Source organism: Mycobacterium sp. SMC-4 (assembly GCF_050205565.1).
Classification (GTDB): domain Bacteria; phylum Actinomycetota; class Actinomycetes; order Mycobacteriales; family Mycobacteriaceae; genus Mycobacterium.
In genome coordinates this window covers 270,488-296,466 of sequence record NZ_JBNMQU010000001.1, presented here as the reverse complement: position 1 = coordinate 296,466, position 25,979 = coordinate 270,488, and the positions used below count along the sequence as shown (strand labels likewise).

The window sequence follows — 25,979 nt, the reverse complement described above, 5'->3', positions numbered from 1 at the left end:
TCACTTGCCCAGTGCGAATTCTCCTGCCAGCGCGTCGATTCCGGCGCGGATCGCGTCCAGGGAACGTTGCCGGGCCTTGAGTTTGGTCGCGCGGTGCGCGCCGGCGTTCAACGTGGCGGCGGCCTCCTGCGCCACCTGCTGGGCGCGGGGGAGTACCTGGTCGGCCTCGACGACCTCGTCGAGCCAGCCCGACGAGAGCGCCGTGTCGCCGACGAACGTCACCGCCAGACCCGCCGCGCGGTCGAACGCCGCCGGCGTCAACCGCATCCGCATGAGTTCCAGCGCCGCGTTCGGGATCACCATGCCGATCGCGACCTCGATGGCCTGGCATCGCGTCTTCGGTCCGCCGACCCGGTGATCGGCCGCCAGCAGCAGAAACGAACCCATCGCGATCGCCGGCCCGGTCGCGGCGATCACCACCGGAACCGGGAACGTCAGCGTGCGCACGGCGAGTTCGAAGCCGCCGGAGAGCATCCCCAGCGCGGCCTCGGCGTCACCGGACTGGAACACCGTCAAGTCGAAACCGCCGCTGAAAACCCGCGAATTCCCGGACAGCACCACCGCTTTGGCCTTGTCGGTCTCTGCCCGGTCGAGCGCCTCGTTGATCGCGGCCTGCATCGTCGGCCCCAGCACGTTGACCTTGCCGTCGTCGAGCGTGATGGTGGCGATCCCATCGGCGAGCTCGTAGGTGACGTGACTGCTCATCCGGTCAGCCTCCCATCAACATGCGCCACTGCTCCAGGTTGCCGGCGCGGTACACGTAGTTGGTCTGGCGCACCTGGGCCAGGGGGGCGCTGGGCTCGGCTGAGTACCAGTGCCCGGGAAACACCGTCGGATCGCCGGGCAGCTGCGCGAGCGCCTGCAGGCTGCGGAACATGTCGTCGGCGTTGCCGCCCGGGAAGTCGGTGCGCCCGCACCCGTCGAGGAACAAGGTGTCACCGGCGACCAGGCGCCCGTCGAGCAGGAAGCACTGGCTGCCCGGCGTGTGTCCGGGGGTGTGCAGCAGCTCGATGTCGATCTCTCCGACGCTGACCCGGTCGCCGTGCTGATGTGACGTCAGCTCCGAGAGTGCGATCCCGGTGACCCGCGAGACCCAGTCGGCCTCGTGGACGTTGACGTGCACCGGCACGCTGGCCCGTTCGAGCAGTTCGGCCAGCCCCTTGAGCGTGAAACCCATCATCGAGCCGCCCACGTGGTCGGGGTGATGGTGGCTGACCAGTACGCCGGACAGATGCATCCCGTCGGCCTCCAGCGCGTCCACCAGATCCTGGGCGGCGTAGGCCGGATCGACCACCACGGCGTCCCCGGTCTCCCGGTCGCCGATCAGATAGGCGAAGTTGCGCATCTGTTCGGCGATCGGATCGCCGGCCGCGAAGTCGCGGCCCGAGAGCAACTGGCGGAAGTAGAGCCGGTCGGAATCAGCCATGCAGTCAGGGTAGTGGAGGCGCGATCAGGCGTTTTCGGCTGCTCTACGCCACGATTGACCAGCGGTTTGGCGTCCGAATCGGTGAGAATGTACCCTCTTTAAGGCTCGGCGCTGGCGCAGCGGCGAGTGCAGCGACAGGCCCCCTTAGCTCAGTCGGCAGAGCGTTTCCATGGTAAGGAAAAGGTCAACGGTTCGATTCCGTTAGGGGGCTCGGTGGAACGGTGGAGCGCCCCAGAGCGCCCAGCCCGGCTCCGTCGGGGCGGTGTAGCTCAGCTGGTTAGAGCGCACGACTCATAATCGTGAGGTCGGGGGATCGAGCCCCCCCACCGCTACAAGTAGAGAAGAACCGAGCTCTGAAACGAGGCACCGAAGGTGGCGTCCAGTACTGACGTACGGCCCAAGATCACACTGGCCTGCGAGGTGTGCAAGCACCGCAACTACATCACGAAGAAGAACCGTCGCAACGATCCCGACCGGCTCGAGATCAAGAAGTTCTGCCCCAACTGCGGCAAGCATCAGCCCCACAAAGAGTCGCGCTGAGCGGCGCGTCGGGCATAACTCTCAACACCCGTGTCATTTCTGGACCCATACGTCGGGACGCATTTTCGTTACCCCGATAGCTACGTCGTGGGCCGAGAGAAGATCCGTGAGTACGCCACCGCGGTCAAGAACGACGACCCGGCATTCTTCGACGAGAACGCCGCCGCCGAACTGGGCCATGACGCGTTGTTGGCGCCGCTGACCTTCATCTCGGTGTTCGGGTACCAGGCGCAGTTGGCCATGTTCGCGGCGAACAACATCGCGATCTCCGACGCGCAGATCGTCCAGGTCGACCAGGTGCTGAAGTTCGTCCGGCCCGTCACAGCCGGGGACACGCTGTACTGCGACGTCTGGATCGACTCGATCCGCAAGGCGCACGGCACCGACATCATCGTGACCAAGAACATCGTCAGCAACGCCAACGGCGATGTCGTGCAGGAGTGCTACACCACATTGGCGGGGCGTAGCGACGACGACGGAGAGAGTGGCTTTTCAGATGGCACTGCGTGAGTTCAGTTCAGTGAAGGTCGGCGACCAGCTGCCCGAAAGGGTGATCCCCCTGACCCGGGCGGACCTGGTCAACTACGCCGGCGTCAGCGGCGACCTCAACCCCATCCACTGGGACGACGACATCGCCAAGCAGGTCGGACTGGACACCGCGATCGCCCACGGCATGCTCACCATGGGACTGGGCGGCGGCTACGTCACCGCGTGGGTCGGCGACCCGGCCGCGGTCACCGAGTACAACGTCCGCTTCACCGCGGTGGTGCCGGTACCCAACGACGGCAAGGGCGCCGAGATCGTCTTCACCGGCCGGGTGAAATCCGCTGACCCGGAGACGAAGAAGGTCACCATCGCCCTGAGCGCCACCTCCGGCGGCAAGAAGATCTTCGGTCGCGCCGTCGCGGTCGCGAAGCTGGCGTAGGCGGATCGATCATGGCTCTCAAGACAGACATCCGCGGGATGGTCTGGCAGTACCCGGACCCGTTCGTCGTCGGACGCGAGCAGATCCGGCAGTACGCCGCCGCCGTCAAGGCCTTCGATCCGGCCAGCCACGATGACGCCGCCGCCGCCGAACTCGGGCACAGCGGCCTGATCGCGCCGCCGACGTTCATGTCGATTCTCGCGGTGATGACCCAGCGGCACTTCTTCCAGCACGTCGACGTGGGCTTCGAGACCATGCAGATCGTGCAGGTGGACCAGAAGTTCCTGTTCCACCGGCCCATCCAGGAAGGCGACCGCCTCACCGCCACGATGTACATCGAGTCGGTCGCCGAGCGGTTCGGCGCCGACATCGTCACCACCCGCAACGAGCTGACCGACGACGACGGCGCGGTCGTGATGGAGTCGTTCACCACGCTGATGGGCCACGAAGGTGACAATTCGATCTCGGCCGGATGGGACCCCGAAACGGGTCAGGTGGTCCGCAAGCCGGTCGTGCACGACACCGGGGACGACACCACGGATTAGTAAGACCGACCACCAGCGCGCTACACTGCTGCTTCGGGGTTTTCCCAGTTTAAGCGCGCTGTCCGTCGGCATGGATCGACCGAACGGGGAGCGCGCAAATTGTGTAAGCCCCGCAGGTCATCCTGAAGGGGCGTAGCTCAACTGGCAGAGCAGCGGTCTCCAAAACCGCAGGTTGCAGGTTCAAGTCCTGTCGCCCCTGCTCAATTGAATACTCGACAAGTGTGGAAACTCGGCAGATCTGTCGATACTGGTGAGTGACCCGCAATCGACACGATCAGAAAAGGGAGCATGCGGTGAGCGACGAGCGCGACGCAGGCACCGAAAGTGACGCCCAGACCGGCGACGGTGACGGTGACACCCGGAGCCAGACCGCGGTCGCGAACCGACCGCTGCGCCCGACGGGCAAGCGGTCGCGGCGCGGCACGGCGACCGTCGAGGCCGACGACACCGACGCCGCACCCGACACCGACGCGTCGGGCTCCGACGGCGACGGTCCCAAAGGCCCCAAGTCGACGAAGAAGACGGCCCGCAAGCCCAAGGACGGGCCGTCCCGCAATCCGTTCCTGTTCGTGTGGAACTACCTGGCCGAGGTTGTCGGCGAGCTGCGCAAGGTCATCTGGCCGAACCGCAAGCAGATGGTCACCTACACGACCGTGGTGCTGCTGTTCCTGGCGTTCATGGTGGCCTTGATCGGCCTGACGGACCTGGGGCTGGCGAAGCTGGTGAGCACGGTCTTCGGTTGACCGAAGCGTCCATGACCACCAGAAACGATAGAGAGGACTGACACGTGACTAGCTTCGACGGCGAAGCGCCCTCGGGCGAGCCCGTCGACACCATGGACGTCGATGAAGCCAACGCGGAAGCCGTGAGCACCGAAGAGGATGCCGCGCCCGCCGAGGTCAGCGATGATCCGGCTGATGCCGTCGACGACACAGCTGGTGCCGAGGAAGCCCCCGAAGAAGAAGACCCGGCCGTCGCGCTCAAGAAGGAGCTGCGCCTCAAGCCGGGCGAGTGGTACGTCATCCACTCGTACGCCGGCTACGAGAACAAGGTGAAGGCCAACCTCGAGACCCGCGTGCAGAACCTGGACGTCGGCGACTACATCTTCCAGGTCGAGGTGCCCACCGAAGAGGTCACCGAGATCAAGAACGGCCAGCGCAAGCAGGTCAACCGCAAGGTGCTGCCGGGCTACATCCTGGTGCGCATGGAACTCAACGACGAGTCCTGGGGCGCGGTCCGGAACACCCCCGGCGTGACCGGCTTCGTCGGCGCCACGTCGCGTCCGTCGCCGTTGTCGCTCGACGACGTGGTGAAGTTCCTGCTGCCGCAGAGCCCGGCCAAGAAGGCCGGCAAGGCGGCTTCGTCGGCTGCGGCCGCTGGGACGTCGGAGGCCGGCGGTATCGAGCGCCCGGTCATCGAGGTCGACTTCGAGGTCGGCGAGTCCGTCACCGTCATGGACGGGCCGTTCGCGACGCTGCCTGCCTCCATCAGCGAGGTCAACGCCGAACAGCAGAAGCTCAAGGTGCTGGTGTCGATCTTCGGCCGCGAAACCCCGGTCGAACTGACCTTCAACCAGGTCGCCAAGATTTAACGCGGGCCGTTCCAAGCCCACCTCGAGGAAAAGAAGGAAAGCACAGCCATGCCCCCGAAGAAGAAGGTCGTCGGGCTGATCAAGCTGCAGATCCAGGCCGGGCAGGCCAACCCCGCCCCGCCGGTCGGACCCGCGCTCGGCCAGCACGGCGTCAACATCATGGAGTTCTGCAAGGCGTACAACGCCGCGACCGAGTCGCAGCGCGGGAACGTCATCCCCGTGGAGATCACCGTCTACGAGGACCGCAGCTTCACGTTCGCGCTGAAGACCCCGCCTGCGGCCAAGCTGCTGCTCAAGGCGGCCGGCGTGCAGAAGGGCTCGGGAGAGCCGCACAAGACCAAGGTTGCCAAGGTGACCTGGGACCAGGTGCGCGAGATCGCCGAGACCAAGAAGGAAGACCTGAACGCCAACGACATCGATCAGGCCGCCAAGATCATCGCCGGCACCGCCCGGTCGATGGGGATCACAGTCGAGTAGCTTGCGGATCCCGTGGGAGGGCTGGCATCGGCCCGCACCACAACTTCTGAGAACCAAGGAGACAACAATGAGCAAAGACAGCAAGGCCTACCGCGCCGCCGCTGAGAAGGTCGACAAGACCCGGCTGTACACGCCGCTGGAGGCCGCGAAGCTGGCCAAGGAGACCTCGTCGACCAAGCAGGACGCCACCGTCGAGGTCGCGATCCGCCTCGGTGTCGACCCCCGCAAGGCCGATCAGATGGTGCGCGGCACCGTGAACCTGCCCCACGGCACCGGCAAGACCGCACGCGTCGCGGTGTTCGCGGTCGGCGACAAGGCCGAGCAGGCCCAGGCCGCCGGCGCCGACATCGTCGGCAGCGACGACCTGATCGAGGCGATCCAGGGCGGCATGCTCGACTTCGACGCCGCGATCGCCACCCCCGACCAGATGGCCAAGGTCGGTCGCATCGCGCGCATCCTCGGCCCGCGTGGCCTGATGCCCAACCCCAAGACGGGCACCGTGACCCCGGACGTCGCCAAGGCTGTCACCGACATCAAGGGCGGCAAGATCAACTTCCGCGTCGACAAGCAGGCCAACCTGCACTTCGTGATCGGAAAGGCGTCGTTCGACGAGAAGGCGCTGGCCGAGAACTACGGTGCCGCGCTCGACGAGATCCTGCGTGCCAAGCCGTCGTCGTCGAAGGGCCGTTACCTGAAGAAGGTCGTCGTGTCGACGACGACCGGCCCCGGCATCCCGGTGGATCCGACGGTCACCCGCAACTTCGCAGAGGCGTAACCCGCCGCTGACGAAAACCCCCGCGCCTGCTCGCAGGCGCGGGGGTTTTCGTTCGAAGCCTTCGGAGTGCTCCTCGGTGACCGCTCTTCCTCCGGCCGCGCCCGATCGGCGTCCCCCACGAACGGCCTGCCCAGACGCTCGGGCCGGAGGTCGATGGTGTATCCCCCGTGACCTCGTACGGTGACCGAGGAGCACCCCCGCACGAAGATAACATCGCAGCCGTCAATACCGTCGGGCAATCGTCGGTTTCCCATCGCCGGCAGGCCCGTGGTGTGTGATTGTTGTCACATGCGCCGACAAATGCGCGCTCTGATCTCCATCCTCGCCGCGATGGCGTTGGGCGTCATGTCGGCGTTCCTGTCCGCTGTGGCACTCGGCGCCACCGCGCTCATCGTGCCCGGTACCGGAACGCCCGACCCCGACAACGTCGCCCATTACCGCGAGAACGCATGGAACCGCTACATCGACGGCGTGGCATGTACCGGCGACGCCTGCGCCAACCCGGTGCTCGACGGCATCCCGTATCCGGCATCGTTCTGGCCGATGACGTTCATCCCCGGCTGGTGCGTGCCCGGCCGCTGCGAGAAATGGGATGTCTCGGTAGACGAAGGAGTCGCGCGCCTGAAGGACGCGCTGCTGCCGCTGCTGACGCCGACCTCCTCGGAGGAGGTCTTCATCTTCGGGTACTCCCAGGGCGGCGCGGTGGTCGCCAATGCGCTGCACTACCTCGACGGGCTGGACCTGGCCGCCGCGGTCAAGGCGCGATTGAAAGTCGTCACGATCGGCGGCATCGAGAATCCCGACGGCGGACTGTGGCAGCGGTTCGCCTGGCTGCGTCACCTGTTGGGCACCCCGGTGCCAGGCCTGGACATCACGTTCGAGCCGCCGATGCCGGTGGACACCGGAATACACACCACCAGCATCGGATTCGAGTACGACCCCGTGGTCTACGCCCCCCGATTCTGGGGCAACCCGTTCGCGGTGCTCAATGCGATCGCCGCGTTCGACACCGTCCACGGCTACTATCTGTCGCCCGACGGCGACGACGCCCCGGACGCGACAATGCCCTACGGCTATACGCCCGAGACCCTGGCGCCACAGCTGAACTGCGCGGTGAACGAACAGAACTGCCGCACAGACGGATTCGGGAACACCTACATCATGATCCCAGCGACCAGCCTGCCGCTGACCGATCTGGTGCGCACATGGGCCGACGAAGCTCGAATCGGTTGGCTGGCCGACCCGCTCGTCGACCTCGTCGAACCGGTACTGCGGCAGATCGTCGACCTCGGCTACGACTGGAGTGGCGACCCCGGCGTGCCCCGCGGCATGAGCGTGCTGCCGTTCAAGCTGTTCCAGAACTGGATCAAGGTAGGCATCGACCTTGTGGTGGCGGCCGTCGAAGGCGTCGAGGCGTTCCTGGGTAACTTCGTCGAAACACCCACTGCCACAACCGAACTCGAAACCGATCGTGAGCCGGCGCCGCGCACCGAGAACAAGCAGGCGGTCCAGGACACGAACGACGCCAACGACGCGGTCGGAGAGGTCGAGGAGATCGAGCTCACCGAACGCGATGAGCACGACGAGGCCGACGAGGACACGAGTGAACCCGACGACGCCGCCGACACCGGCCGGACTGTCCGCCTGCCCGACAAGGACCGGTCGGCGTCCAGCGACGGACCCAGAACCAAGCGCACCCGGGCCGCGGCGTGAACGCTACGCGGCCTGGGCGCCCGGCTTCAGGTAGGTCACCAGGCTGACGTCGATGCTCTCGTCGATGAAGTAGTACTGGCAGCCCTTGAGGTAGCGCATGTAGCGGTAGTAGTTCTCCTCGTCGGTGGCTGCGATGGCCGCCTCTTTGTTCTGCTCCAGCCGGTCGGCCCAGATGCCGAGGGTCTTGATGTAGTGGTTGCGCAGCGAGAGCGGCGTGGGCACGGTGAAGCCCGCCTTCTCGCCGTGCTCGACCAGCATCTGGGTGGACGGAATCCGCCCGCCCGGGAAGATCTCGGTGATCATGAACTTGATGAAGCGGGCGAGCTCGAACGTCAGCTTCTTTCCACGCTCAGCCAGGTCGTACGGGTGATAGCCGACGCTGCTCTGGATCGTCATCCGGCCGTCGTCGGGCATCACGTCGAAGCACATCTTGAAGAAGTCGTCGTAGCGCTCGAACCCGAAGTGTTCGATCGCCTCGATCGAGACGACGCGGTCGACAGGGGAGTGGAACTGCTCCCAGCCCTCGAGCCGCACGTCGAAGGTGCGGCTGGTGTCGAGGTTGCCGAGCAGCTGGTCGCAGTACGCCTTCTGGTTCTTGCTCAGCGTCAGACCGATGACGTTGACGTCGTACTTCTCCATGGCGCGCTGCAGGGTCAACCCCCAGCCGCAGCCCACCTCGAGCAGCGTCATGCCGGGCTTGAGGTCGAGCTGCTCCAGGTGCTGGTCGACGTTGGCGATCTGAGCCTCCGACAGCGTGCAGTCGGGCCCGGTGAAGAAGCCGCAGCTGTACTTGCGGGTCGGGTCCTGGAAGACGCCGAAGAAATCGTCCGACAGATCGTAGTGCGCCTGAATGTCCTCGAAGTGCGGCGTCAGATCCTTCGTGCCGGTGGATTGGTCAGACATGTTTCCCCTGCTCTTGCTTCCACGTATGTGACGTCCATAGACGACTGTCGTGGATGACCGTACCCATACGCCTGCTCATCTCTGCTGCAAACACGCGTCGTGCGGCATCAGACTAGCGGTCGGCCAGCGGGCTGATCCAACTCCGTCGTCTTGGCGAGGGTGAACTGGTTGACGTCGATGTATCCGACGCGGAACCCGTGCGCGCATCCGGTCAGATAGTGCATGTAGCGGTCGTAGACCTCTTGCGACTGTGTGGCCACAGCCTCCTCGCGGTGTTCTTCGAGGGCGGCGGCCCAGGTGTCGAGGGTGCGGGCGTAATGCGGCTGCAGCGACTGTCGGCGGGTCAGCGTGAACCCGGCTCCGCTCGAGCGCTCCTGGACCATCTCGATCGACGGCAGATATCCGCCGGGGAAGATCTCGGTCAGGATGAACTTGACGAACCGCGCGACCGAGAACGTCAGCGGCATCCCGGCTTCTGCCATCTGCGGCAGGGTCAGCGCCGTGATGGTGTGCAGCAGCATCACCCCGTCGTCGGGCAGCACCCGGTGGGCCATGGCGAAGAAGTCGTCATAGCGGTCCCTGCCGAAGTGCTCGAATGCGCCGATCGAGACGATGCGATCCACCGGCTCCTCGAACTCCTCCCACCCCTGCAAGAGGATGCGCGCCGAGCGATCGCCGCCGGAAGCTGCGAGGGCGCGCTCGACGTGCGCGTGCTGATTCTTGCTCAGCGTCAGCCCGACCACGTTGACGTCGTACTTCTCCATCGCGCGCAGCATCGTCGACCCCCAGCCGCAGCCCACGTCGAGCAGCGTCATCCCGGGCTGCAGACCGAGCTTGCCGAGAGCCAGGTCGATCTTGGCCATCTGGGCCTCGGCCAGCGTCATGTCGTCGCGCTCGAAGTAAGCGCAGCTGTAGGTCTGCGACGGATCGAGGAACAGACGGAAGAAGTCGTCGGACAGGTCGTAATGAGCTTGGACGTCGTCGAAATGCGGCGTCAGCCCGGACTTACGTTGTGAGGCCATGGGGCCTTCCTCGGGGCCGGCCCGAAGAGGTTCTCCTGTACGGCTCGTCAGCCCTTCACCGACGGTACGGCAAGTTCGGCCCGCGGGCGCTCAGTCGGCCGACTGAAATGTTTTTGTCAGCTCGCTGACTGAATTGTTTTTGTCAGCTCGCTGACTGAAATGTTTTTGTCAGCTCGCTGACGATCTCGTCCCAGAGCGGTTCGGGCAACTCGTGACCCATACCGTCGAACAGCACCAACCGGGCGCCGTCGATGGCCCGCGCGATGGATCGTCCCCCCGACGGGCGCATCAACTTGTCGGCCTTGCCGTGCAGGACCACCGTGGGCACGCGAGTCTGCCGGTTGTAGTGCCGCAGGCTGCCGCTGCCGGTGATGGCGTTGAACTGCCGCGCGATGCCCTGCGGATAGTAGGAGCGGTCGTAGAACGCGATCGCGTCGGCGCGCAGCGTCTCCTCGGTCGACGGGTATCCGGGGCTGCCGATGATCTTGCTGACCCGGATCGAGTTCTCGATGATCACGTCACGCGGCGAGCTCGGCGACGGCCCGGTGATAACCGCCAGCAGCTGGCGCGGTCCCGGCGGTGGGAGCAGCGCCTGGTTGTTCGACGAGAAGATCACGCCGAGGCTGCGGGTGCGTTCGGCGTGCCGGGCGGCGAAGATCTGCGCGATCATGCCGCCCATCGAGCCGCCGACGACATGGGCGCGGTCGATGCCCAGATGGTCGAGCAGCGCGGCCGCGTCGTCGGCCATGTCCTCCAGCGTGTACACCGCGGGGCTCCTGCGGCCGATCAGCGACCGCAGCATGTTGCCCACCTGCGAACCCCGGGTGCGGTGCCCGTCGAACTTGCTCGACAGGCCGACGTCGCGATTGTCGAACCGGATCACGCGCAGACCCTGGTCGATCAGCTTCCTGCAGAAGCCCTCGCGCCAGAACGTCAGCTGCGCGCCCAGCCCCATGATCATCAGCACCGCGGGATCGTCGGGGTCACCCATGTCCTCGTAGTGGATCTCCAGATCACCCGAGGGCGCCTTGCCCTCGCGAACCTCGATCATGCGTCGAGCTCGCTCTCATGCTCGCGGGAGACCTCCACCATGAAGTTCGCGAAGTACCCGGTCAGCGCAGGGTCGCTCATCATCTGCCACTTCGGGGCCAGCAGCTTCATGTAGCGCTCCACGTAGAGGAACTGCTTGCCGATCAACACCAGCTCGCGGGGCAGCTTCACGTCGTAGGCCTCGGCCAGCGCGGAGAGCTGCTTGCCGATCTCGGCGTAGCTCATGTCGCCCAGCGTCGACATGGTCAGCGGGGTCGCGAACTTCTCCAGGTCCTTGGCGGCCTGCGCCTCGGGCTTCATCGTGCCGACCGCACCCATCAGCACCACGATCTTGCCCGCGGCGGCGTGGTCCTTCTTGACCAGCAGCGCGTACACCAGCTCGCGCAGCAGCCAGCGGGTCCGCGGATCGATGCGGCCCATGATGCCGAAGTCGAAGAAGACGATCTTCCCGTCGTCGTCGACGTAGAGGTTCCCGGCGTGCAGGTCCCCGTGGAAGAGGCCGTGGCGCAGCCCACCTTCGAACACGCTGAACAGCAACGCCTTGACCAGCTCGGTTCCGTCGAAACCCTTCTTGCGGATCGCGGCGACGTCGTCGATGCGCACACCGCTGATGCGCTCCATCGTCAGCACACGTTCGCTGGTCAGGTCCCAGTACACCTGCGGCACCCGGATGTTGCGTCCCAGCGGTGACGCGTGCATGTGCGCCACCCAGGCATCCATCGACTGTGCCTCCAGCCGGAAGTCCAGCTCCTCGGCGAGGTTGTCGGCGAAGTCGGCGACGACGTCCTGCGCGGACAGTCGCTGGCCCATCTTGGCCAGCTCCACCAGGCGCGCACCGCGCCGCAGGATCTGCAGGTCGGCCGCGACGCGGCGACGGATGCCGGGGCGCTGGATCTTGACGACGACCTCTTCGCCGGAGTGCAGGGTCGCGTAGTGCACCTGCGCGATGGATGCCGACGCGAACGGCTTCTCGTCGAACGACTTGAACAGGTTGGCCGGCTCGTCGCCGAGTTCCTCCCGGAACAACCTGTGCACTGCATCGGGGTCCGCGGGCGGCACACGGTCGAGCAGGCTGCGGAACTCCCGGCTCAGCGGTTCGCCGAACGCGCCGGGGCTGGACGCGATGATCTGCCCGAACTTGACGTAGGTGGGGCCCAGGTCGGCGAACGTCTGCGGGATCTGCTTGACGACCTTCTGCTGCAGCGAGCCGCGCCGCAGCAGGGTGCCTGCGACGCGGGCGCCGGTGCGGGTCACCTGCCAACCGGTGGCGCCGACGCGGGCGACCTCGACGGGCAGCGGCACCCGGTCCAGCCGGGCACCCTCGCGCTGCTGGGTCTGCTTGGTCTTCCGGGTGGTGCTCATAGTCCGCCAGTGTCCCAAAACGGCGCGGTGTGGGAAAACCCGCCGGGGGTCACGCGTGCGCGAACGACTCCTCGAGCTCGTCGCGCGAGCGGACCGGGTCCGAACCCGGCTGGTACGTCGGCACGGTGTGCGGCGCCAACTCGGGATTCACGCCGCCGGCCACGCGGGCCTTGGCCTGCTCGAACTCGCGCACCGGACCGGAGGCGAGATGGATGCCGTTGATCGCCGACCAGACCATGGCCCGCCGTGCGGTGCGCTCGACGATGTTCGGGTCGCGGTGCTGGATCAGACCTTTGGCCCACTTCGGCATGGTGTCGCGCACCGCCCAGTTCAGGGCGCTCTGCGGCAGCGGCAGGTTGGGGCCGGTGGCCATCGCGGTCCCGTAGGTGACGGCGAGTCTCGGTAGATAGGACTTCAGGCAGTCCAACGTCTCGGCCTTGGTGGTGGGCAGATCGGTCCCGCCCAGCGCGTGCCCGACGCGTACGAACTCGCCGTAATAGCGGTCGATCTTCTTGCCCCGCAACGGATTCGGATGGTAGAGCTCGTGCGCGGTGGCGAGGCCCCACACGACTGTCGCGTAGTTCCACCGCAACCACTCGGGGTCGTCGGCGTCGTAGCGCGCACCGTCGGGACGGGTGCCTTTGATGGTGTGGTGCATCGACCGCACCGCCAGCGAGAGTCGCTCGGCGGTCTCGGTGGACCCGTAGGCGGTGCCGATGAAGAACGCCACGGAGTGGCCCAGACGCACCAGGGCGCCCTTCGGGTCGATCTGCGGCATGGGGTCCTCGCGGGTCTCCGGTTTGACCAGGCGCGAATGGTGCACGCCCATCCAGTAGATCGACGGGTCGAGCCGCTCCATGAACGCCGCGCACTGGAGTCCGAACACCAGGGCCTGCATATGTGAGTGGACGTGCCAGACCGCGCTGCCCGGCCCGAACCAGCCCGGGTCGCCGGTGGGAGCGGCGAACTCCATGCCTTTGAAGAAGTGCCGGCGGATGTCGCGGTCGAATTGTTGATCGAAGAAGTTTCCGACGAGCTGGTGGGGCAGGTGCATGCGAGCCTCCAGATTGGTCACAGGTGTGGCCAGATTACCGTTTGGGGACGATTGTGACCAGAACCTCTCCGCGTCCCCTTACGCTGGTTCGGTGTCTGGTCCCTCGTCCGGTCCGGCCGCGGCACCGGGTAGGTGGGCCGGAATTCCGCTGACCGACCGTCGCGCCGAACGCCGGGAACTGCTCGTCGATGCGGCGTTCCGCATCTTCGGCGACGGCGGTGAAGCCGCGCTGTCGGTGCGGTCGGTGTGCCGCGAGTGCGGGCTGAACACCCGATACTTCTACGAGAGCTTCGCCGGCACCGACGAACTGCTCGGCGCCGTCTACGACCGGGTCAGCCTCGAATTGGCCGCCGAGGTCGGGCGAGCGATGGAACAGGCGCCCGACTCCCTGCGCGCCCGCACTCGCGCGGGCATGGCTGCGGTGCTGCACTTCAGTTCAGCCGATCCACGCCGCGGCCGGGTGCTGTTCACCGACGCCCGCGCCAACCCGGTGCTGGCGCAGCGCCGCGCTGCCACCCAGGACGTGCTGCGCGAGGCCGTCCTCTCCGAGGGATGGCGGCTACATCCGGACACCGCACCGGTGGCCGCCATGGTCGGCGCGGCGATGTACACCGGCGCGATGGCCGAGCTGGCCCAGCAGTGGCTGACCGGCCAACTCGGCGACGACCTCGATGCCGTCGTCGACTACGCGCTGCAGCTCGTGCTTCGCTGAACCTGCCGTCACCGTCGGATTCCTGCCACGCCACAACCAATTCCTGCCACCGGAATTAAACCCTTGACCTGCCGGTTTAACGGTGCATCACAACAACATAGGGAAGCAGGAAGAGATCATGAAGAAGTTCACCATCGCCACCGCCGCCGCTGCTGGACTCTCGACCGCCATCCTCGGCCTGGCGGCTCCGGCCGTCGCCGCACCGTCGGGAACCGGCAACGCCAAGGACACGATCAGCCAGCTCGAGGCACAGGGCAACCGAGTCATCGTCAACCGGCAGGACAGCACCCCGCTGTCGGAAGCCAACGTCGTGGCCGTGCGGCCCGGCCCGGAGCTGCGGAAGTGGGTCTGGGACGCGCAGCGCGACGACCGCATCCTCGTCCCCGCCGGCCGCACCTACTTCGTCGACGTGGCTTGATCAGCGGCCAGATACCAGAAAGGGGCACCCTCCCCCTCGGGGGTGCCCCTTTCTCATGCCTCCGGCGACTCCGGCTAGACGGCCGCCTCCGGCGACCACGGCGTGAGCCACTCGGTCGCCGGCCAACCCTCCAACCCCGCGAGCAACTCGTAGAGCGTGGCACCGTCGATGCTCTCGCGGATGACGTCGCCCTGGCCGGCGTGGCGGGCCAGCTCCTCGATCATGTGGAAGAACACCCACCGCACCGACCACGCCGGGAAGTCCTTCGGGAACCACGGCACATGCTGCGGAATCGGCACGGCCGCACCGAGATCCACCCTCTCGAGCAGCGCGATGCTCTCGGCGTTCTGCCGGTCGAACGCGGCCAGCAGGTCAGCCAGGGTTTCGTCGGGCCCCATACGGAACTCGTCGGAATAGTCGGCAGCCTGGTCGTCCATCGGCCGCTTGTCGGCTTCGCACAACTCCGGCGCGGCCGCCACGCGTTCCATCCAGCCGCGCTGGCAGCTGGTCACGTGTTTGATCAGGCCACCGATCGACAACGCGCTGACCGACGGAGTCGACCGCGCCTGCTCGTCGGTGAGGCCGAAAGCGATCGCGTGGAACGCGTACTGCTGCGCGGCGAGGTAGTGCTTGAGTCCGTCGCGCTCGTCGGCGATGGGCGGGGGCATTGCGGGCATGTCAGTTCGTCCTCTCGGTGTGGGCATACAGGTCGCGCAACAGGGAAATCTCGGCGCCGTGGTGGATCACCTCTCGGTTGATGTGCAGCACCAGCTCGCTCATCGAGTGCTCGGCCCACGGCCCTTCGGCGGGTCCGACGGGGCGCTGCAGCGCGGCGTCGTCGAGGCCGCGCACCCCGTCGTTCCAGCCGCGGTACGCGTCGTCCAGCTGCGCCAGGGCTGTCGCCGCGTCGGTGGCGTAGTTCCAGGACGAGTAGTCGGCCGGCGGGCCGCCGAAGTGCGAGTGCACCCGTATCGCCAGCACGCCCACGATGACGTGCGCCATCCGCCACGCGATCGTCGTGACGGGCTCCGGCCGCGGGGGTGGGTAGGCGAAATCGACCGTCCCGTCGCGGTGCACGGTCCAGCAGTTCGGCACCGGCTCCCAGAAGTACTCGTCGTCGGTGAGCCCGTCCAGACGGGGACGCAACTGACCGCGCCAGTGGAAGTCCAGCTGCTCGGCGAAGTGCTCGGCCAGGGTCATGAGAGAACTGTCGCATCCAATGCGGACAACTTCTGTCCTCAATCGCGGGACACTGGTGGAGTGTCCGAAACCACCGCCCGCGTCCTGCAGCTGCTCGGCCTGTTGCAGTCGCGGCGCGTCTGGAGCGGCGACGAACTCGCCGAGCGCCTCGGCGTCACCACCCGCAGCGTCCGCCGCGACGTCGACCGGCTGCGCGAGCTCGGCTATCCCGTACACGCCAGCGCCGGAGTCGGCGGCGGTTACCAGCTCGGTGCCGGCGCCGCGCTGCCGCCGTTACTGCTCGATCCCGAGGAAGCGGTCGCGATGGCGGTGTGCCTGCAGGTGGCGGCCAGCGGCAGCATCGCCGGGGTGGGGGAGTCGGCGCTGCGCGCATTGACCAAACTCGACCAGGTGATGCCGGCCCGGTTGCGTTCCCAGGTCGCCGCGGTCCACGAGTCGACGGTCACCCTGGGGCCGGCCACGGACACTCCGGTCGCACCCGACGTCCTCATGACGCTGGCGCGCGCCAGCCGGGACCACGAGCAGGTCACCGCCACCTACGTCGACATCCGCGGAACCGTCACCGAGCGGCGCGTCGAGCCCTACCACCTGGTGACCACCGGACGCCGCTGGTATCTCCTGTGTTTCGACCGCGACCGCGACGACTGGCGCAGCCTGCGTCTGGACCGCATGTCGAACGTCGTCGCCACAGGCGCCACGTTCCACCCCCGAACCGCACCCGACCCCGCGTCCTACGTACGGCGCGCGATCAGTTCCTCGCCGTACCCCTACATAGCCCGCGTGCGCTACCTGGCATCGAGTGAGTTTGTGGCACAGTACTTTTCGACGGCATCGGTGGACATCGAGCAGGACGGTCCGGACGCGTGCATCCTGACCGCTGGTGCCGACGACCCGATGCGCATGGTGGCGTGGCTGGCGCTGCCCGACTGCGCGTTCGAGGTGCTCGAACCGCCCGAACTCGTCGCGGCGATGCGCGTGATCTCAGACCGGCTGGCAGCGGCGGCGGCCCAATGAGCGGCGACGTCGTGGTGGCCCTCGACATCGGCGGCACCAAACTGGCCGCCGCCCTCGTCGACGCCGACGGAACGTTGCTCCGAACCCGGCGCTGTCCCACTCCGGCCGGCGACGCCGAACAGATCTGGCACGCGGTCGCGGCACTGCTGGCCGACATCACCGAGGGATCGACGGCCGTGCCCACCGCCGTCGCAGTGTCCGCGGCCGGTCCGATCGACCTGGCGCGCGGCACCGTCAGCCCGATCAACATCGGTGCCTGGCACGACTTCCCGCTTGTCGAACGGCTGGCCGAGACCACGCGGGGGCCTGTGCATCTCGCCGGTGACGGCGTGTGCATGACACTCGGAGAGAGCCGGCGCGGCTCCGCCCGCGGCGCGAGGCACGTCCTCGGCATGGTGGTCTCGACCGGTGTCGGTGGCGGACTGGTGCTCGACGGCCGTCCGCTGCACGGGCGCACCGGCAACGCGGGACACGTCGGACACGTCGTCGTCGAACCCGACGGACAGCCCTGTGCGTGCGGCGGCCGTGGCTGCGTCGAGACCGTCGCGTCCGGCCCGAACCTGGTCAGATGGGCACGTGCCCACGGGTGGTCCGGCGGTGCGTCGGCGCGCGATCTGGCCGCGGCCGCGCTCGGCGGGGACGACGTGGCGCTGCGTGCGTTCCGGCGCGGCGGCGACGCGTTGGCCCGCATGATCGCGTCGGTGGCCGCGGTGTGCGACCTGGACCTGGTCGTCGTCGGCGGCGGTGTCGCCGATGCAGGAGCACTGCTGTTCGACCCTCTACGCGAGGCGTTGCGCAGTCACACCGGGTTGACGTTCCTGCGGGACCTGCGCGTGCTGCCCGCCGAGTTGGGCGCCGAGGCGGGGCTGATCGGAGCGGCCGCGCTCGCGCAGCGTTTTGGCTGATCGCAGCCCAGAAGGTATGGTGGTGCAGTTCCACCGAAGACCGTCGGTCACCAGAGCATCTGGTTGAAGGTCCGGGTAATCACCCGGCGGCCCACGCAGGAGGACGAGGCCAGTACGTATCCGTGCGCCCCGACCTGTCTGCGTCGGGGCGTTCGTGTTTTCTCGGCCTTCTCACGGTCGGCGGTGGGACAACCCCGAATATCCACCACGAGGAGGCATGCATGGCCAAGGCTGACAAGGCCACCGCGGTTGCCGAGATCGCCGAGCAGTTCAAGGAGGCTTCGGCGACGCTGGTCACCGAGTACCGCGGACTGACCGTCGCCCACCTCAAGGACCTGCGCCGTTCGCTCGGTGACTCCGCCAACTACACCGTTGCCAAGAACACGCTGGTCAAGCGTGCCGCGGCGGAGGCGGGCATCGAAGGACTCGACGACCTGTTCGTCGGTCCCACCGCGATCGCGTTCGTCAAGGGCGAGGCCGTCGACGCCGCCAAGGCGATCAAGACCTTCGCCAAGGACAACAAGGCGCTGGTCATCAAGGGCGGCTACATGGACGGCCGCGCGCTGTCCGTCGACGAGGTCAACCGCATCGCGGACCTCGAGTCGCGCGAGGTGCTGCTGGCCAAGATGGCCGGCGCGATGAAGGCGAATCTGTCCAAGGCCGCTGGTCTGTTCAACGCTCCGGCGTCGCAGGTCGCGCGTCTGGCTGCCGCGCTGCAAGAGAAGAAGGAAGGCGAAGAGGCCGCTTAGCAGTACCGGCCGCTTCACCCTGCACACCCCACTACTTACGAAGTAAGAATCAGGAAGGACCATCATGGCCAAGCTGTCCACCGACGAACTGCTCGACGCCTTCAAGGAGCTGACGCTGCTGGAGCTGTCCGAGTTCGTCAAGAAGTTCGAGGAGACCTTCGAGGTCACCGCTGCCGCTCCGGTCGCCGTGGCCGCTGCCGGCCCCGCCGCCGGTGGCGCACCGGCCGAGGCCGCCGAGGAGCAGTCGGAGTTCGACGTCATCCTCGAGTCCGCCGGTGAGAAGAAGATCGGCGTCATCAAGGTCGTCCGCGAGATCGTCTCCGGCCTGGGCCTCAAGGAGGCCAAGGACCTCGTCGACAGCGCTCCCAAGCCGCTGCTCGAGAAGGTCAACAAGGACGCCGCCGAGGATGCCAAGGGCAAGCTCGAGGCTGCCGGCGCGACGGTCACCGTCAAGTAAGACCGAGAACGTCAGCTGTGGGGCTGGTCTGGCAAACAGACCGGCCCCACAGTCGTCTTCGGCGGACCGAGTGTGCTCGGGTAAGCCGGTAGGTTACAGTGACTCAAGCCACAGGCGGGATGTGTGGCAGGAATCCGGGACTGGTTGAGAGGAATCCGTGTGGGCATTGGCATTCAGATTGAGGGACTGACCAAGTCCTTCGGCGCCCAGCGAATCTGGGAGGACGTCACGTTCGACCTCCCGGCAGGTGAGGTCAGTGTTCTGCTCGGCCCGTCGGGTACCGGCAAATCGGTGTTCTTGAAGTCGCTGATCGGTCTGCTGCGGCCCGAGCGCGGCAAGATCATCGTCGACGGCACCAACATCATCGAGTGCTCGGCCAAGGAGCTCTACGAGATCCGCACGCTGTTCGGCGTGATGTTCCAGGACGGCGCGCTCTTCGGCTCGATGAGCCTCTACGACAACACCGCGTTCCCGCTTCGTGAGCACACGAAGAAGAAGGAAAGCGAGATCCGCAAGATCGTCATGGAGAAGCTCGACCTGGTCGGTCTGGGCGGTGACGAGAACAAGTTCCCGGGCGAGATCTCCGGCGGTATGCGCAAGCGTGCCGGGCTGGCGCGCTCGCTGGTGCTGGACCCGCAGATCATCCTCTGCGACGAGCCGGACTCCGGTCTGGACCCGGTGCGTACCGCCTACCTGTCGCAGCTGCTGATCGACATCAACGCGCAGATCGACTGCACCATCCTGATCGTCACGCACAACATCAACATCGCCCGCACGGTGCCGGACAACATGGGCATGCTGTTCCGCAAGCACCTGGTGATGTTCGGCCCGCGTGAGGTGCTGCTGACCAGCGAAGAGCCCGTGGTCAAGCAGTTCCTGAACGGTCGCCGGATCGGCCCCATCGGTATGTCCGAGGAGAAGGACGAGTCGACGATGGCCGAGGAGCAGGCCATGATCGACGCCGGCCACCACGACGGTGGTGTCGAAGAGATCGAAGGCGTGCCGCCGCAGATCCAGGCCACGCCGGGCATGCCGGAGCGCAAGGCCGTAGGCCGCCGTCAGGCGCGGGTGCGCGAGATCATGCACACGCTGCCGTCGGCTGCGCAGGAAGCGATCCGCGCGGATCTGGAGGGCACCCAGCAGTATCCGGTGCGCGACTACCCCGAGGACGGCACGACGCAGCAACAGCACGTCGCCGACGATGCGCCGACTGGACGCATCCCGGTGGCGGGGGAACGCTGACCGGCTAGTCAGACCACTCGAAGCCGGGTTCGGACCACACGGTCCGGACCCGGCTTTTGTCATGTCCGGGCACTGATTGCGCAGGAAACGACCTGCGACCGCCGGTGCGAAAGTGGCAGGCGTTGCTACATTCCACGTGACAGATGTCAACGGTGAACAACTGTTATCCGTTACGCGAAGCAGTCCGCAGAGAGCTTACGGCGGCAGTTCATCTAGCTGGGAAATCAGAGGCGCGACACGCGCTCGTCAAATTTTCGGGTCTAGGGGTTGCGATATTCGGCGTGCCGCCGTTAGAGTTTGCCAGAATCGAACGCCCGCGTAAATTCCGGCGCTACGACCCCAGGAGAAACCCATGATCGACCGCTATCGAGTGCTGTTCGGCGCGGGCGTACTGGCGGGAGGAATGTCGGCGGCGATGCTCGCGGGAGCGGGCGTGGCCGGTGCCGACGACGGCGCGTCGTCAGCAGATTCGGGAACACCGGCGTCTTCGCGGGCGGGCGACGCGAAAGCCGGACCGCAGACACGACGCGACGAGTCGTCGCGAGGCGCGCGGGCCGAACGGGTGGAGTCGCGCCGCGCGGCGCGGGAGAAGGACACAGACGCCGACGCCGAGGCCGAACAGGACGCGGACCGCGTCAAGGCCGAGCGTCCGATACTCGACACGGAGGACCTCGACGCGGAGGTCCCGGACGGAAAAGACCTCGACGGGACGGACGAGACCCCGGTCGAGCGGCCGACGGAGCCCGAGGTCGACGAAGCCGACACCGATCCATCGGACAGCGGCCTCGTGCGCAGCATCGAGACCGATCTTTCGTCACCCGATGACGCCGTCGTCCTGCGTGCCGCGTCCATCGAGAACCCGTGGCTCGGCGCCACCAACGGTCTGGCCAAGATGTTCGACACGTTCAACGACATCGGCACCGCGTTCTACAACCTCTACACCCGCACCATGGAGTTCCTCGCCGGCCCCCTGCGCGCGCCGTTCGGCAGCCGGGTCCGCGCCGAGCGGTCGACCCTGGTGCTCGGCGACGGCCTCGAGGTGAAAGCCGACTGGTACTTCCCGACCAGCACGAAGCGCCCGACCGGCATCATCTATCTCCAGCACGGAATCCTGGCCACGGCGTCGTTCTACAACGCGACCGCGGCCTATCTCGCGGAGAAGACCAACAGCATCGTCGTCGCCCCGACGCTGACGTGGAACGTCCTCGACTTTGCCGACTATCCGCTGATGCTGCCCCACACGCACAGCGTCATCGCCGATCTGTTCCTCGGTGACCGCGAAGCGTTGCATGCCAGCGCCCGCCTGGCCGGTTACACGGAGCGGTTGCCCGACCGAGTCGTCTTCGCCGGCCACTCCGCGGGCGGCGGCGCGGCGGTCGGCGCTGCGGGCTACTACGCCGAACGTGGCGGCGCCGCGAACCTCGCCGGTGTCGTCATGCTCGACGGGGTGCCGTTCCTCGGGGCCATGGCCGCGGCTCTGGACAAGATCCCGACGTCGATCCCGGTGTACAACCTGTCCGCCGAGCCGGACAGCTGGAACGGCTACGGCGCCGCCAACTACCGGCTGTCCCAGGCGCGTCCCGGCGAGTTCACCGGTATCCAGATCGGCGGTGGCAAACACTCCGACACGATGCGAAGCACGAGCCCCATCGTGCAGTTCCTGGCCTCGCTGGCGACCGGCTTCTCCGCCCCCTGGAACGTGGCCACCAGCGAGATCGTCGTGGCCGGTTGGATGAACGACCTGCTCAACGGCACTCACACCGCCCACCTCTACGGTGCTCCGGGCTCGTCGCTGGAGATTCCGACGGGCTGGTGGTGGCGCCCCGCGGTCGACGTGTTGCCGGTCGAGACCCTTCCGCTGACATCGCTGGGCGAGGTCTTCACCTGCCTGTTCAACCCCAGCGCACCGAGCTGCCACCGGTTGCCCAGCGCGCCGGCGACGCCGGCGCTGCGCACGCGGTCCGTCCTGGTCTGAGTGAAAAAGTCCTCAGCAACACCGCGTTATCTCTTGACGACACGACGAAACCGGGCCAATCTATTGGCCAGCATGTATGCACGGGTTGAGAAGGCACGCCAGCGCCCGACCGGCCACGCGCCGCAGCGAGCGCAGGACGCATTCGGATGTTGAGGAATGTCGCGTCCTGCGCTATCGTTGGACGTTGCGCTGGCTGCATCCTGCCCACTCCGGTTTTCCAAGACCCGCTTCGCACGCGGTCCTCTGAGGGTTTCTCAGAGATCTAGACGCGTGCCTTGTGTCCGGACAGGTTGGTGAAGCCAGCCGAACCGACGCAGATTCGCGGCGAACGGTCCGGTGCACGTCGGCACCTGGGCTTCACGAACGTCGCATGAGGTGCTGGAAGGATGCATCTTGGCAGGGTCCCGCCAGATCGAGTCACAGACTGCTACTACTAATAGCTCCGTTCCCGGAGCCCCCAATCGAATTTCCTTCGCGAAGCTCCGTGAGCCACTCGAGGTTCCCGGGCTCCTCGATGTCCAAACCGAGTCATTCGAGTGGCTGATCGGCTCGGAGGCGTGGTTCCAGCGCGCGGTCGACCGCGGCGATGTGGACCCCCGGGGTGGTCTGCAGGAGGTGCTCGAGGAGCTCAGCCCCATCGAGGACTTCTCCGGCTCGATGTCGCTGTCCTTCTCCGACCCGCGCTTCGACGAGGTCAAGGCACCGGTCGACGAGTGCAAAGACAAGGACATGACGTACGCGGCTCCGCTGTTCGTCACCGCGGAGTTCATCAACAACAACACCGGTGAGATCAAGAGCCAGACGGTCTTCATGGGTGACTTCCCGATGATGACCGAGAAGGGCACCTTCATCATCAACGGCACCGAGCGTGTCGTGGTGAGCCAGCTGGTCCGTTCGCCCGGTGTGTACTTCGACGAGTCGATCGACAAGTCCACCGAGAAGACCCTGCACAGCGTCAAGGTCATCCCCGGCCGCGGCGCATGGCTGGAGTTCGACGTCGACAAGCGCGACACCGTGGGTGTGCGCATCGACCGCAAGCGTCGGCAGCCCGTCACCGTGCTGCTCAAGGCGCTCGGCTGGACCAACGAGCAGATCACCGAGCGCTTCGGCTTCTCCGAGATCATGATGTCCACGCTGGAGAAGGACAACACCGCCGGCACCGACGAGGCGCTGCTCGACATCTACCGCAAGCTGCGCCCGGGCGAGCCGCCCACCAAGGAGTCCGCGCAGACCCTGCTGGAGAACCTGTTCTTCAAGGAGAAGCGCTACGACCTGGCCCGCGTCGGTCGCTACAAGGTCAACAAGAAGCTCGGCCTCAACGCCGGTCAGCCGATCGCCACCACGACGCTGACCGAAGAGGACGTCGTCGCGACCATCGAGTACCTGGTGCGCCTGCACCAGGGCGACAAGGTGATGACCGTGCCCGGCGGCGTCGAGGTGCCCGTCGAGGTCGACGACATCGACCACTTCGGCAACCGTCGTCTGCGCACCGTCGGCGAGCTGATCCAGAACCAGATCCGTGTCGGTCTGTCCCGGATGGAGCGCGTCGTCCGCGAGCGCATGACCACCCAGGACGTCGAGGCGATCACCCCGCAGACCCTGATCAACATCCGTCCCGTCGTGGCGGCGATCAAGGAGTTCTTCGGAACGTCGCAGCTGTCGCAGTTCATGGACCAGAACAACCCGCTGTCGGGTCTGACCCACAAGCGTCGTCTGTCGGCGCTGGGCCCCGGCGGTCTGTCCCGTGAGCGTGCCGGCCTCGAGGTCCGCGACGTGCACCCCAGCCACTACGGCCGCATGTGCCCGATCGAGACCCCCGAGGGTCCCAACATCGGTCTGATCGGCTCGCTGTCGGTGTATGCCCGGGTCAACCCGTTCGGCTTCATCGAGACCCCGTACCGCAAGGTCGTCGACGGAGTCGTCACCGACGAGATCCAGTACCTGACCGCCGACGAAGAGGACCGCTACATCGTCGCGCAGGCCAACTCGCCGACCGACGCCGAAGGCCGGTTCGAAGAGGAGCGTGTGCTGGTCCGCCGGAAGGGCGGCGAGGTCGAGTACGTCTCCAGCACCGAGGTCGACTACATGGACGTCTCGCCGCGCCAGATGGTGTCGGTCGCGACGGCGATGATCCCGTTCCTCGAGCACGACGACGCCAACCGTGCCCTGATGGGTGCCAACATGCAGCGCCAGGCGGTTCCGCTGGTCCGCAGCGAGGCCCCGCTGGTCGGCACCGGTATGGAGCTGCGCGCCGCGATCGACGCGGGCGACGTCGTCGTCAGCGAGAAGGCGGGCGTGGTCGAAGAGGTCAGCGCGGACTACGTGACCGTGATGGCCGACGACGGCACCCGACACACCTACCGGATGCGCAAGTTCGCACGTTCCAACCACGGCACCTGCGCCAACCAGCGTCCGATCGTCGACGCCGGCCAGCGTGTCGAGGCCGGTCAGGTCATCGCCGACGGGCCGTGCACCGAGAACGGTGAGATGGCGCTGGGCAAGAACCTGCTCGTGGCGATCATGCCGTGGGAGGGCCACAACTACGAGGACGCGATCATCCTCTCCAACCGGCTGGTTGAGGAGGACGTGCTCACCTCGATCCACATCGAAGAGCACGAGATCGACGCCCGCGACACCAAGCTGGGCGCCGAGGAGATCACCCGGGACATCCCGAACGTCTCCGACGAGGTGCTGGCCGACCTCGACGAGCGCGGCATCGTCCGCATCGGCGCCGAGGTCCGCGACGGCGACATCCTGGTCGGCAAGGTCACCCCGAAGGGTGAGACCGAGCTGACCCCGGAGGAGCGGCTGCTCCGCGCGATCTTCGGTGAGAAGGCGCGCGAGGTCCGCGACACGTCGCTGAAGGTGCCGCACGGTGAGTCCGGCAAGGTCATCGGCATCCGCGTGTTCTCCCGCGAGGACGACGACGAGCTGCCCGCCGGCGTCAACGAGCTGGTGCGCGTCTACGTCGCGCAGAAGCGCAAGATCTCCGACGGCGACAAGCTGGCCGGACGCCACGGCAACAAGGGCGTCATCGGCAAGATCCTGCCCGTCGAGGACATGCCGTTCCTGCCCGACGGCACCCCGGTGGACATCATCCTGAACACCCACGGTGTGCCGCGTCGTATGAACATCGGCCAGATCCTGGAAACCCACCTCGGGTGGGTCGCCAAGGCCGGCTGGAACATCAACGTCGCAGGTACCGAAGGGATCCCGGACTGGGCGGAGAAGCTGCCCGAGGAGCTGCACTCGGCTCCCGCGGACAGCATCGTCGCCACCCCGGTGTTCGACGGTGCGCAGGAAGGTGAGCTGCAGGGTCTGCTCGGATCGACGCTGCCCAACCGCGACGGCGAGACCATGGTCAACGCCGACGGCAAGGCCGTGCTCTACGACGGTCGTTCCGGTGAGCCGTTCCCGTACCCGGTGACGGTGGGCTACATGTACATCCTGAAGCTGCACCACCTGGTGGACGACAAGATCCACGCCCGCTCGACCGGCCCGTACTCGATGATCACCCAGCAGCCGCTGGGCGGTAAGGCGCAGTTCGGCGGTCAGCGGTTCGGTGAGATGGAGTGCTGGGCCATGCAGGCCTACGGCGCGGCGTACACGCTGCAGGAGCTCTTGACGATCAAGTCCGACGACACCGTCGGTCGCGTCAAGGTCTACGAGGCGATCGTGAAGGGCGAGAACATTCCCGAGCCGGGTATTCCGGAGTCGTTCAAGGTTCTGCTCAAGGAGCTGCAGTCGCTGTGCCTCAACGTCGAGGTGCTCTCCAGCGACGGCGCGGCCATCGAGATGCGTGACGGCGACGACGAGGACCTGGAGCGTGCCGCTGCCAACCTCGGAATCAACCTGTCCCGCAACGAGTCCGCCTCCGTCGAAGATCTCGCTTAAGAGTTATTGGCTACAAATCCCGCAAGGGGA

At 66.6% G+C, this 25,979-nt stretch carries 27 protein-coding genes and 3 tRNA genes; 21 read left to right on the top strand and 9 right to left on the bottom strand.

What is annotated here, in order from left to right; genetic code table 11:
- Complete coding sequence (locus ACQI46_RS01480; protein WP_427092161.1) at positions 1 to 705, bottom strand: crotonase/enoyl-CoA hydratase family protein; 705 nt, start codon at positions 703 to 705, stop codon at positions 1 to 3.
- A gap of 4 nt (positions 706 to 709) precedes the next feature.
- Positions 710 to 1,426 carry an MBL fold metallo-hydrolase gene (locus ACQI46_RS01475; RefSeq protein WP_427092160.1) on the bottom strand — a complete coding sequence of 239 codons (717 nt, stop codon included), beginning with the start codon at positions 1,424 to 1,426 and terminating at the stop codon, positions 710 to 712.
- A 138-nt stretch (positions 1,427 to 1,564) separates the two neighbouring features.
- Here ACQI46_RS01475 and ACQI46_RS01470 point away from each other — a divergent pair.
- From ACQI46_RS01470 to ACQI46_RS01415, 12 genes are all read left to right on the top strand, one after another.
- A tRNA-Thr gene (locus ACQI46_RS01470) sits at positions 1,565 to 1,637 on the top strand.
- Positions 1,638 to 1,684: 47 nt separating this feature from the next.
- Positions 1,685 to 1,758: transfer RNA gene (locus ACQI46_RS01465), tRNA-Met, on the top strand.
- Between the two features lie 40 nt (positions 1,759 to 1,798).
- Positions 1,799 to 1,966 carry a 50S ribosomal protein L33 gene (gene rpmG / locus ACQI46_RS01460; protein WP_059101288.1) on the top strand — a complete coding sequence of 56 codons (168 nt, stop codon included), beginning with the start codon at positions 1,799 to 1,801 and terminating at the stop codon, positions 1,964 to 1,966.
- 30 nt (positions 1,967 to 1,996) lie between these two features.
- Positions 1,997 to 2,476: a (3R)-hydroxyacyl-ACP dehydratase subunit HadA gene (gene hadA / locus ACQI46_RS01455; protein ID WP_427092159.1), complete on the top strand. Its 480-nt coding sequence runs from the start codon at positions 1,997 to 1,999 to the stop codon at positions 2,474 to 2,476.
- Complete coding sequence (gene hadB, locus ACQI46_RS01450) at positions 2,463 to 2,891, top strand: (3R)-hydroxyacyl-ACP dehydratase subunit HadB (protein ID WP_427092158.1); 429 nt, start codon at positions 2,463 to 2,465, stop codon at positions 2,889 to 2,891. The genes hadA and hadB overlap by 14 nt, the downstream gene beginning before the upstream one ends.
- 11 nt (positions 2,892 to 2,902) lie before the next feature.
- Positions 2,903 to 3,436, top strand: a complete 534-nt coding sequence (gene hadC, locus ACQI46_RS01445) for a (3R)-hydroxyacyl-ACP dehydratase subunit HadC (protein ID WP_427092157.1) — start codon at positions 2,903 to 2,905, stop codon at positions 3,434 to 3,436.
- Positions 3,437 to 3,562: 126 nt separating this feature from the next.
- Positions 3,563 to 3,635: transfer RNA gene (locus ACQI46_RS01440), tRNA-Trp, on the top strand.
- 94 nt (positions 3,636 to 3,729) lie between these two features.
- Positions 3,730 to 4,179, top strand: coding sequence for a preprotein translocase subunit SecE (gene secE, locus ACQI46_RS01435; protein ID WP_427092156.1), 450 nt, complete (start codon positions 3,730 to 3,732; stop codon positions 4,177 to 4,179).
- 44 nt (positions 4,180 to 4,223) lie between these two features.
- Positions 4,224 to 5,027: a transcription termination/antitermination protein NusG gene (nusG, locus tag ACQI46_RS01430; RefSeq protein WP_427092155.1), complete on the top strand. Its 804-nt coding sequence runs from the start codon at positions 4,224 to 4,226 to the stop codon at positions 5,025 to 5,027.
- 48 nt (positions 5,028 to 5,075) lie between these two features.
- The gene (rplK, locus tag ACQI46_RS01425; RefSeq protein WP_270716309.1) at positions 5,076 to 5,504 is read left to right on the top strand and encodes a 50S ribosomal protein L11; all 429 of its coding nucleotides are present in this window, start codon (positions 5,076 to 5,078) and stop codon (positions 5,502 to 5,504) included.
- 67 nt (positions 5,505 to 5,571) lie between these two features.
- On the top strand, positions 5,572 to 6,279 hold the full coding sequence (gene rplA / locus ACQI46_RS01420) for a 50S ribosomal protein L1 (protein WP_427092154.1): 708 nt from the start codon (positions 5,572 to 5,574) through the stop codon (positions 6,277 to 6,279).
- Between the two features lie 288 nt (positions 6,280 to 6,567).
- Positions 6,568 to 7,992 (top strand): PE-PPE domain-containing protein, encoded by a 1,425-nt coding sequence (locus ACQI46_RS01415; RefSeq protein ID WP_427092153.1) that lies wholly within the window; start codon positions 6,568 to 6,570, stop codon positions 7,990 to 7,992.
- A gap of 3 nt (positions 7,993 to 7,995) precedes the next feature.
- Here the strand turns inward: ACQI46_RS01415 and ACQI46_RS01410 are convergent, their stop codons facing one another.
- The 5 genes from ACQI46_RS01410 to ACQI46_RS01390 form a co-directional block, all read right to left on the bottom strand.
- Entirely contained in the window at positions 7,996 to 8,895 is a 900-nt protein-coding gene (locus tag ACQI46_RS01410) for a cyclopropane mycolic acid synthase family methyltransferase (protein WP_427092152.1), read from the bottom strand.
- Positions 8,896 to 9,002: 107 nt separating this feature from the next.
- Complete coding sequence (locus ACQI46_RS01405; RefSeq protein WP_427092151.1) at positions 9,003 to 9,917, bottom strand: cyclopropane mycolic acid synthase family methyltransferase; 915 nt, start codon at positions 9,915 to 9,917, stop codon at positions 9,003 to 9,005.
- Between the two features lie 142 nt (positions 9,918 to 10,059).
- Positions 10,060 to 10,965, bottom strand: a complete 906-nt coding sequence (locus tag ACQI46_RS01400) for an alpha/beta fold hydrolase (RefSeq protein WP_427092771.1) — start codon at positions 10,963 to 10,965, stop codon at positions 10,060 to 10,062.
- On the bottom strand, positions 10,965 to 12,329 hold the full coding sequence (locus ACQI46_RS01395) for an ABC1 kinase family protein (protein ID WP_427092150.1): 1,365 nt from the start codon (positions 12,327 to 12,329) through the stop codon (positions 10,965 to 10,967). Before ACQI46_RS01395 ends, ACQI46_RS01400 begins: the two co-directional genes overlap by 1 nt.
- A gap of 49 nt (positions 12,330 to 12,378) precedes the next feature.
- Complete coding sequence (locus tag ACQI46_RS01390; RefSeq protein WP_427092770.1) at positions 12,379 to 13,383, bottom strand: oxygenase MpaB family protein; 1,005 nt, start codon at positions 13,381 to 13,383, stop codon at positions 12,379 to 12,381.
- A gap of 91 nt (positions 13,384 to 13,474) precedes the next feature.
- Between ACQI46_RS01390 and ACQI46_RS01385 the strand changes: the two genes are divergently transcribed.
- Positions 13,475 to 14,095, top strand: a complete 621-nt coding sequence (locus ACQI46_RS01385; protein WP_427092149.1) for a TetR/AcrR family transcriptional regulator — start codon at positions 13,475 to 13,477, stop codon at positions 14,093 to 14,095.
- 118 nt (positions 14,096 to 14,213) lie between these two features.
- On the top strand, positions 14,214 to 14,513 hold the full coding sequence (locus ACQI46_RS01380) for a hypothetical protein (protein ID WP_427092148.1): 300 nt from the start codon (positions 14,214 to 14,216) through the stop codon (positions 14,511 to 14,513).
- Positions 14,514 to 14,587: 74 nt separating this feature from the next.
- Here ACQI46_RS01380 and ACQI46_RS01375 read toward each other — a convergent pair whose 3' ends face one another.
- Positions 14,588 to 15,190, bottom strand: a complete 603-nt coding sequence (locus ACQI46_RS01375) for a DinB family protein (RefSeq protein ID WP_427092147.1) — start codon at positions 15,188 to 15,190, stop codon at positions 14,588 to 14,590.
- A 1-nt stretch (position 15,191) separates the two neighbouring features.
- Positions 15,192 to 15,713, bottom strand: a complete 522-nt coding sequence (locus tag ACQI46_RS01370) for a DinB family protein (RefSeq protein ID WP_427092146.1) — start codon at positions 15,711 to 15,713, stop codon at positions 15,192 to 15,194.
- A 60-nt stretch (positions 15,714 to 15,773) separates the two neighbouring features.
- Here ACQI46_RS01370 and ACQI46_RS01365 point away from each other — a divergent pair, with 60 nt between their 5' ends.
- The 7 genes from ACQI46_RS01365 (at position 15,774) to ACQI46_RS01335 (ending at position 25,949) form a co-directional block, all read left to right on the top strand.
- Positions 15,774 to 16,727 carry a helix-turn-helix transcriptional regulator gene (locus ACQI46_RS01365; RefSeq protein ID WP_427092145.1) on the top strand — a complete coding sequence of 318 codons (954 nt, stop codon included), beginning with the start codon at positions 15,774 to 15,776 and terminating at the stop codon, positions 16,725 to 16,727.
- Entirely contained in the window at positions 16,724 to 17,632 is a 909-nt protein-coding gene (locus ACQI46_RS01360; protein WP_427092144.1) for an ROK family protein, read from the top strand. Before ACQI46_RS01365 ends, ACQI46_RS01360 begins: the two co-directional genes overlap by 4 nt.
- Before the next feature lie 221 nt (positions 17,633 to 17,853).
- Positions 17,854 to 18,381: a 50S ribosomal protein L10 gene (rplJ, locus tag ACQI46_RS01355; RefSeq protein ID WP_427092143.1), complete on the top strand. Its 528-nt coding sequence runs from the start codon at positions 17,854 to 17,856 to the stop codon at positions 18,379 to 18,381.
- Between the two features lie 64 nt (positions 18,382 to 18,445).
- Positions 18,446 to 18,838 (top strand): 50S ribosomal protein L7/L12, encoded by a 393-nt coding sequence (gene rplL, locus ACQI46_RS01350; RefSeq protein ID WP_427092142.1) that lies wholly within the window; start codon positions 18,446 to 18,448, stop codon positions 18,836 to 18,838.
- A 159-nt stretch (positions 18,839 to 18,997) separates the two neighbouring features.
- Entirely contained in the window at positions 18,998 to 20,080 is a 1,083-nt protein-coding gene (locus ACQI46_RS01345) for an ABC transporter ATP-binding protein (protein WP_427092141.1), read from the top strand.
- 352 nt (positions 20,081 to 20,432) lie between these two features.
- A complete protein-coding gene (locus ACQI46_RS01340) occupies positions 20,433 to 22,055 on the top strand; it encodes an alpha/beta hydrolase (RefSeq protein WP_427092140.1) in 1,623 nt (540 codons plus the stop codon).
- 375 nt (positions 22,056 to 22,430) lie between these two features.
- Complete coding sequence (locus ACQI46_RS01335) at positions 22,431 to 25,949, top strand: DNA-directed RNA polymerase subunit beta (RefSeq protein WP_427092139.1); 3,519 nt, start codon at positions 22,431 to 22,433, stop codon at positions 25,947 to 25,949.
- The last annotated feature ends 30 nt before the right edge of the window (positions 25,950 to 25,979 follow it).

Bases quoted from the DNA above. Each gene is read 5' to 3' on its own strand.
- ACQI46_RS01480 (WP_427092161.1), bottom strand. From the start codon at position 705: ATGAGCAGTCACGTCACCTACGAGCTCGCCGATGGGATCGCCACCATC.
- ACQI46_RS01380 (WP_427092148.1), top strand. From the start codon at position 14,214: ATGAAGAAGTTCACCATCGCCACCGCCGCCGCTGCTGGACTCTCGACC.
- ACQI46_RS01375 (WP_427092147.1), bottom strand. From the start codon at position 15,190: ATGCCCGCAATGCCCCCGCCCATCGCCGACGAGCGCGACGGACTCAAG.
- hadB (WP_427092158.1), top strand. From the start codon at position 2,463: ATGGCACTGCGTGAGTTCAGTTCAGTGAAGGTCGGCGACCAGCTGCCC.
- ACQI46_RS01475 (WP_427092160.1), bottom strand. From the start codon at position 1,426: ATGGCTGATTCCGACCGGCTCTACTTCCGCCAGTTGCTCTCGGGCCGC.
- ACQI46_RS01370 (WP_427092146.1), bottom strand. From the start codon at position 15,713: ATGACCCTGGCCGAGCACTTCGCCGAGCAGCTGGACTTCCACTGGCGC.
- rplK (WP_270716309.1), top strand. From the start codon at position 5,076: ATGCCCCCGAAGAAGAAGGTCGTCGGGCTGATCAAGCTGCAGATCCAG.
- ACQI46_RS01340 (WP_427092140.1), top strand. From the start codon at position 20,433: ATGATCGACCGCTATCGAGTGCTGTTCGGCGCGGGCGTACTGGCGGGA.
- rplL (WP_427092142.1), top strand. From the start codon at position 18,446: ATGGCCAAGCTGTCCACCGACGAACTGCTCGACGCCTTCAAGGAGCTG.
- rplJ (WP_427092143.1), top strand. From the start codon at position 17,854: ATGGCCAAGGCTGACAAGGCCACCGCGGTTGCCGAGATCGCCGAGCAG.
- ACQI46_RS01395 (WP_427092150.1), bottom strand. From the start codon at position 12,329: ATGAGCACCACCCGGAAGACCAAGCAGACCCAGCAGCGCGAGGGTGCC.
- ACQI46_RS01360 (WP_427092144.1), top strand. From the start codon at position 16,724: ATGAGCGGCGACGTCGTGGTGGCCCTCGACATCGGCGGCACCAAACTG.
- ACQI46_RS01405 (WP_427092151.1), bottom strand. From the start codon at position 9,917: ATGGCCTCACAACGTAAGTCCGGGCTGACGCCGCATTTCGACGACGTC.
- ACQI46_RS01410 (WP_427092152.1), bottom strand. From the start codon at position 8,895: ATGTCTGACCAATCCACCGGCACGAAGGATCTGACGCCGCACTTCGAG.
- ACQI46_RS01415 (WP_427092153.1), top strand. From the start codon at position 6,568: ATGCGCCGACAAATGCGCGCTCTGATCTCCATCCTCGCCGCGATGGCG.
- hadC (WP_427092157.1), top strand. From the start codon at position 2,903: ATGGCTCTCAAGACAGACATCCGCGGGATGGTCTGGCAGTACCCGGAC.
- ACQI46_RS01390 (WP_427092770.1), bottom strand. From the start codon at position 13,383: ATGCACCTGCCCCACCAGCTCGTCGGAAACTTCTTCGATCAACAATTC.
- rplA (WP_427092154.1), top strand. From the start codon at position 5,572: ATGAGCAAAGACAGCAAGGCCTACCGCGCCGCCGCTGAGAAGGTCGAC.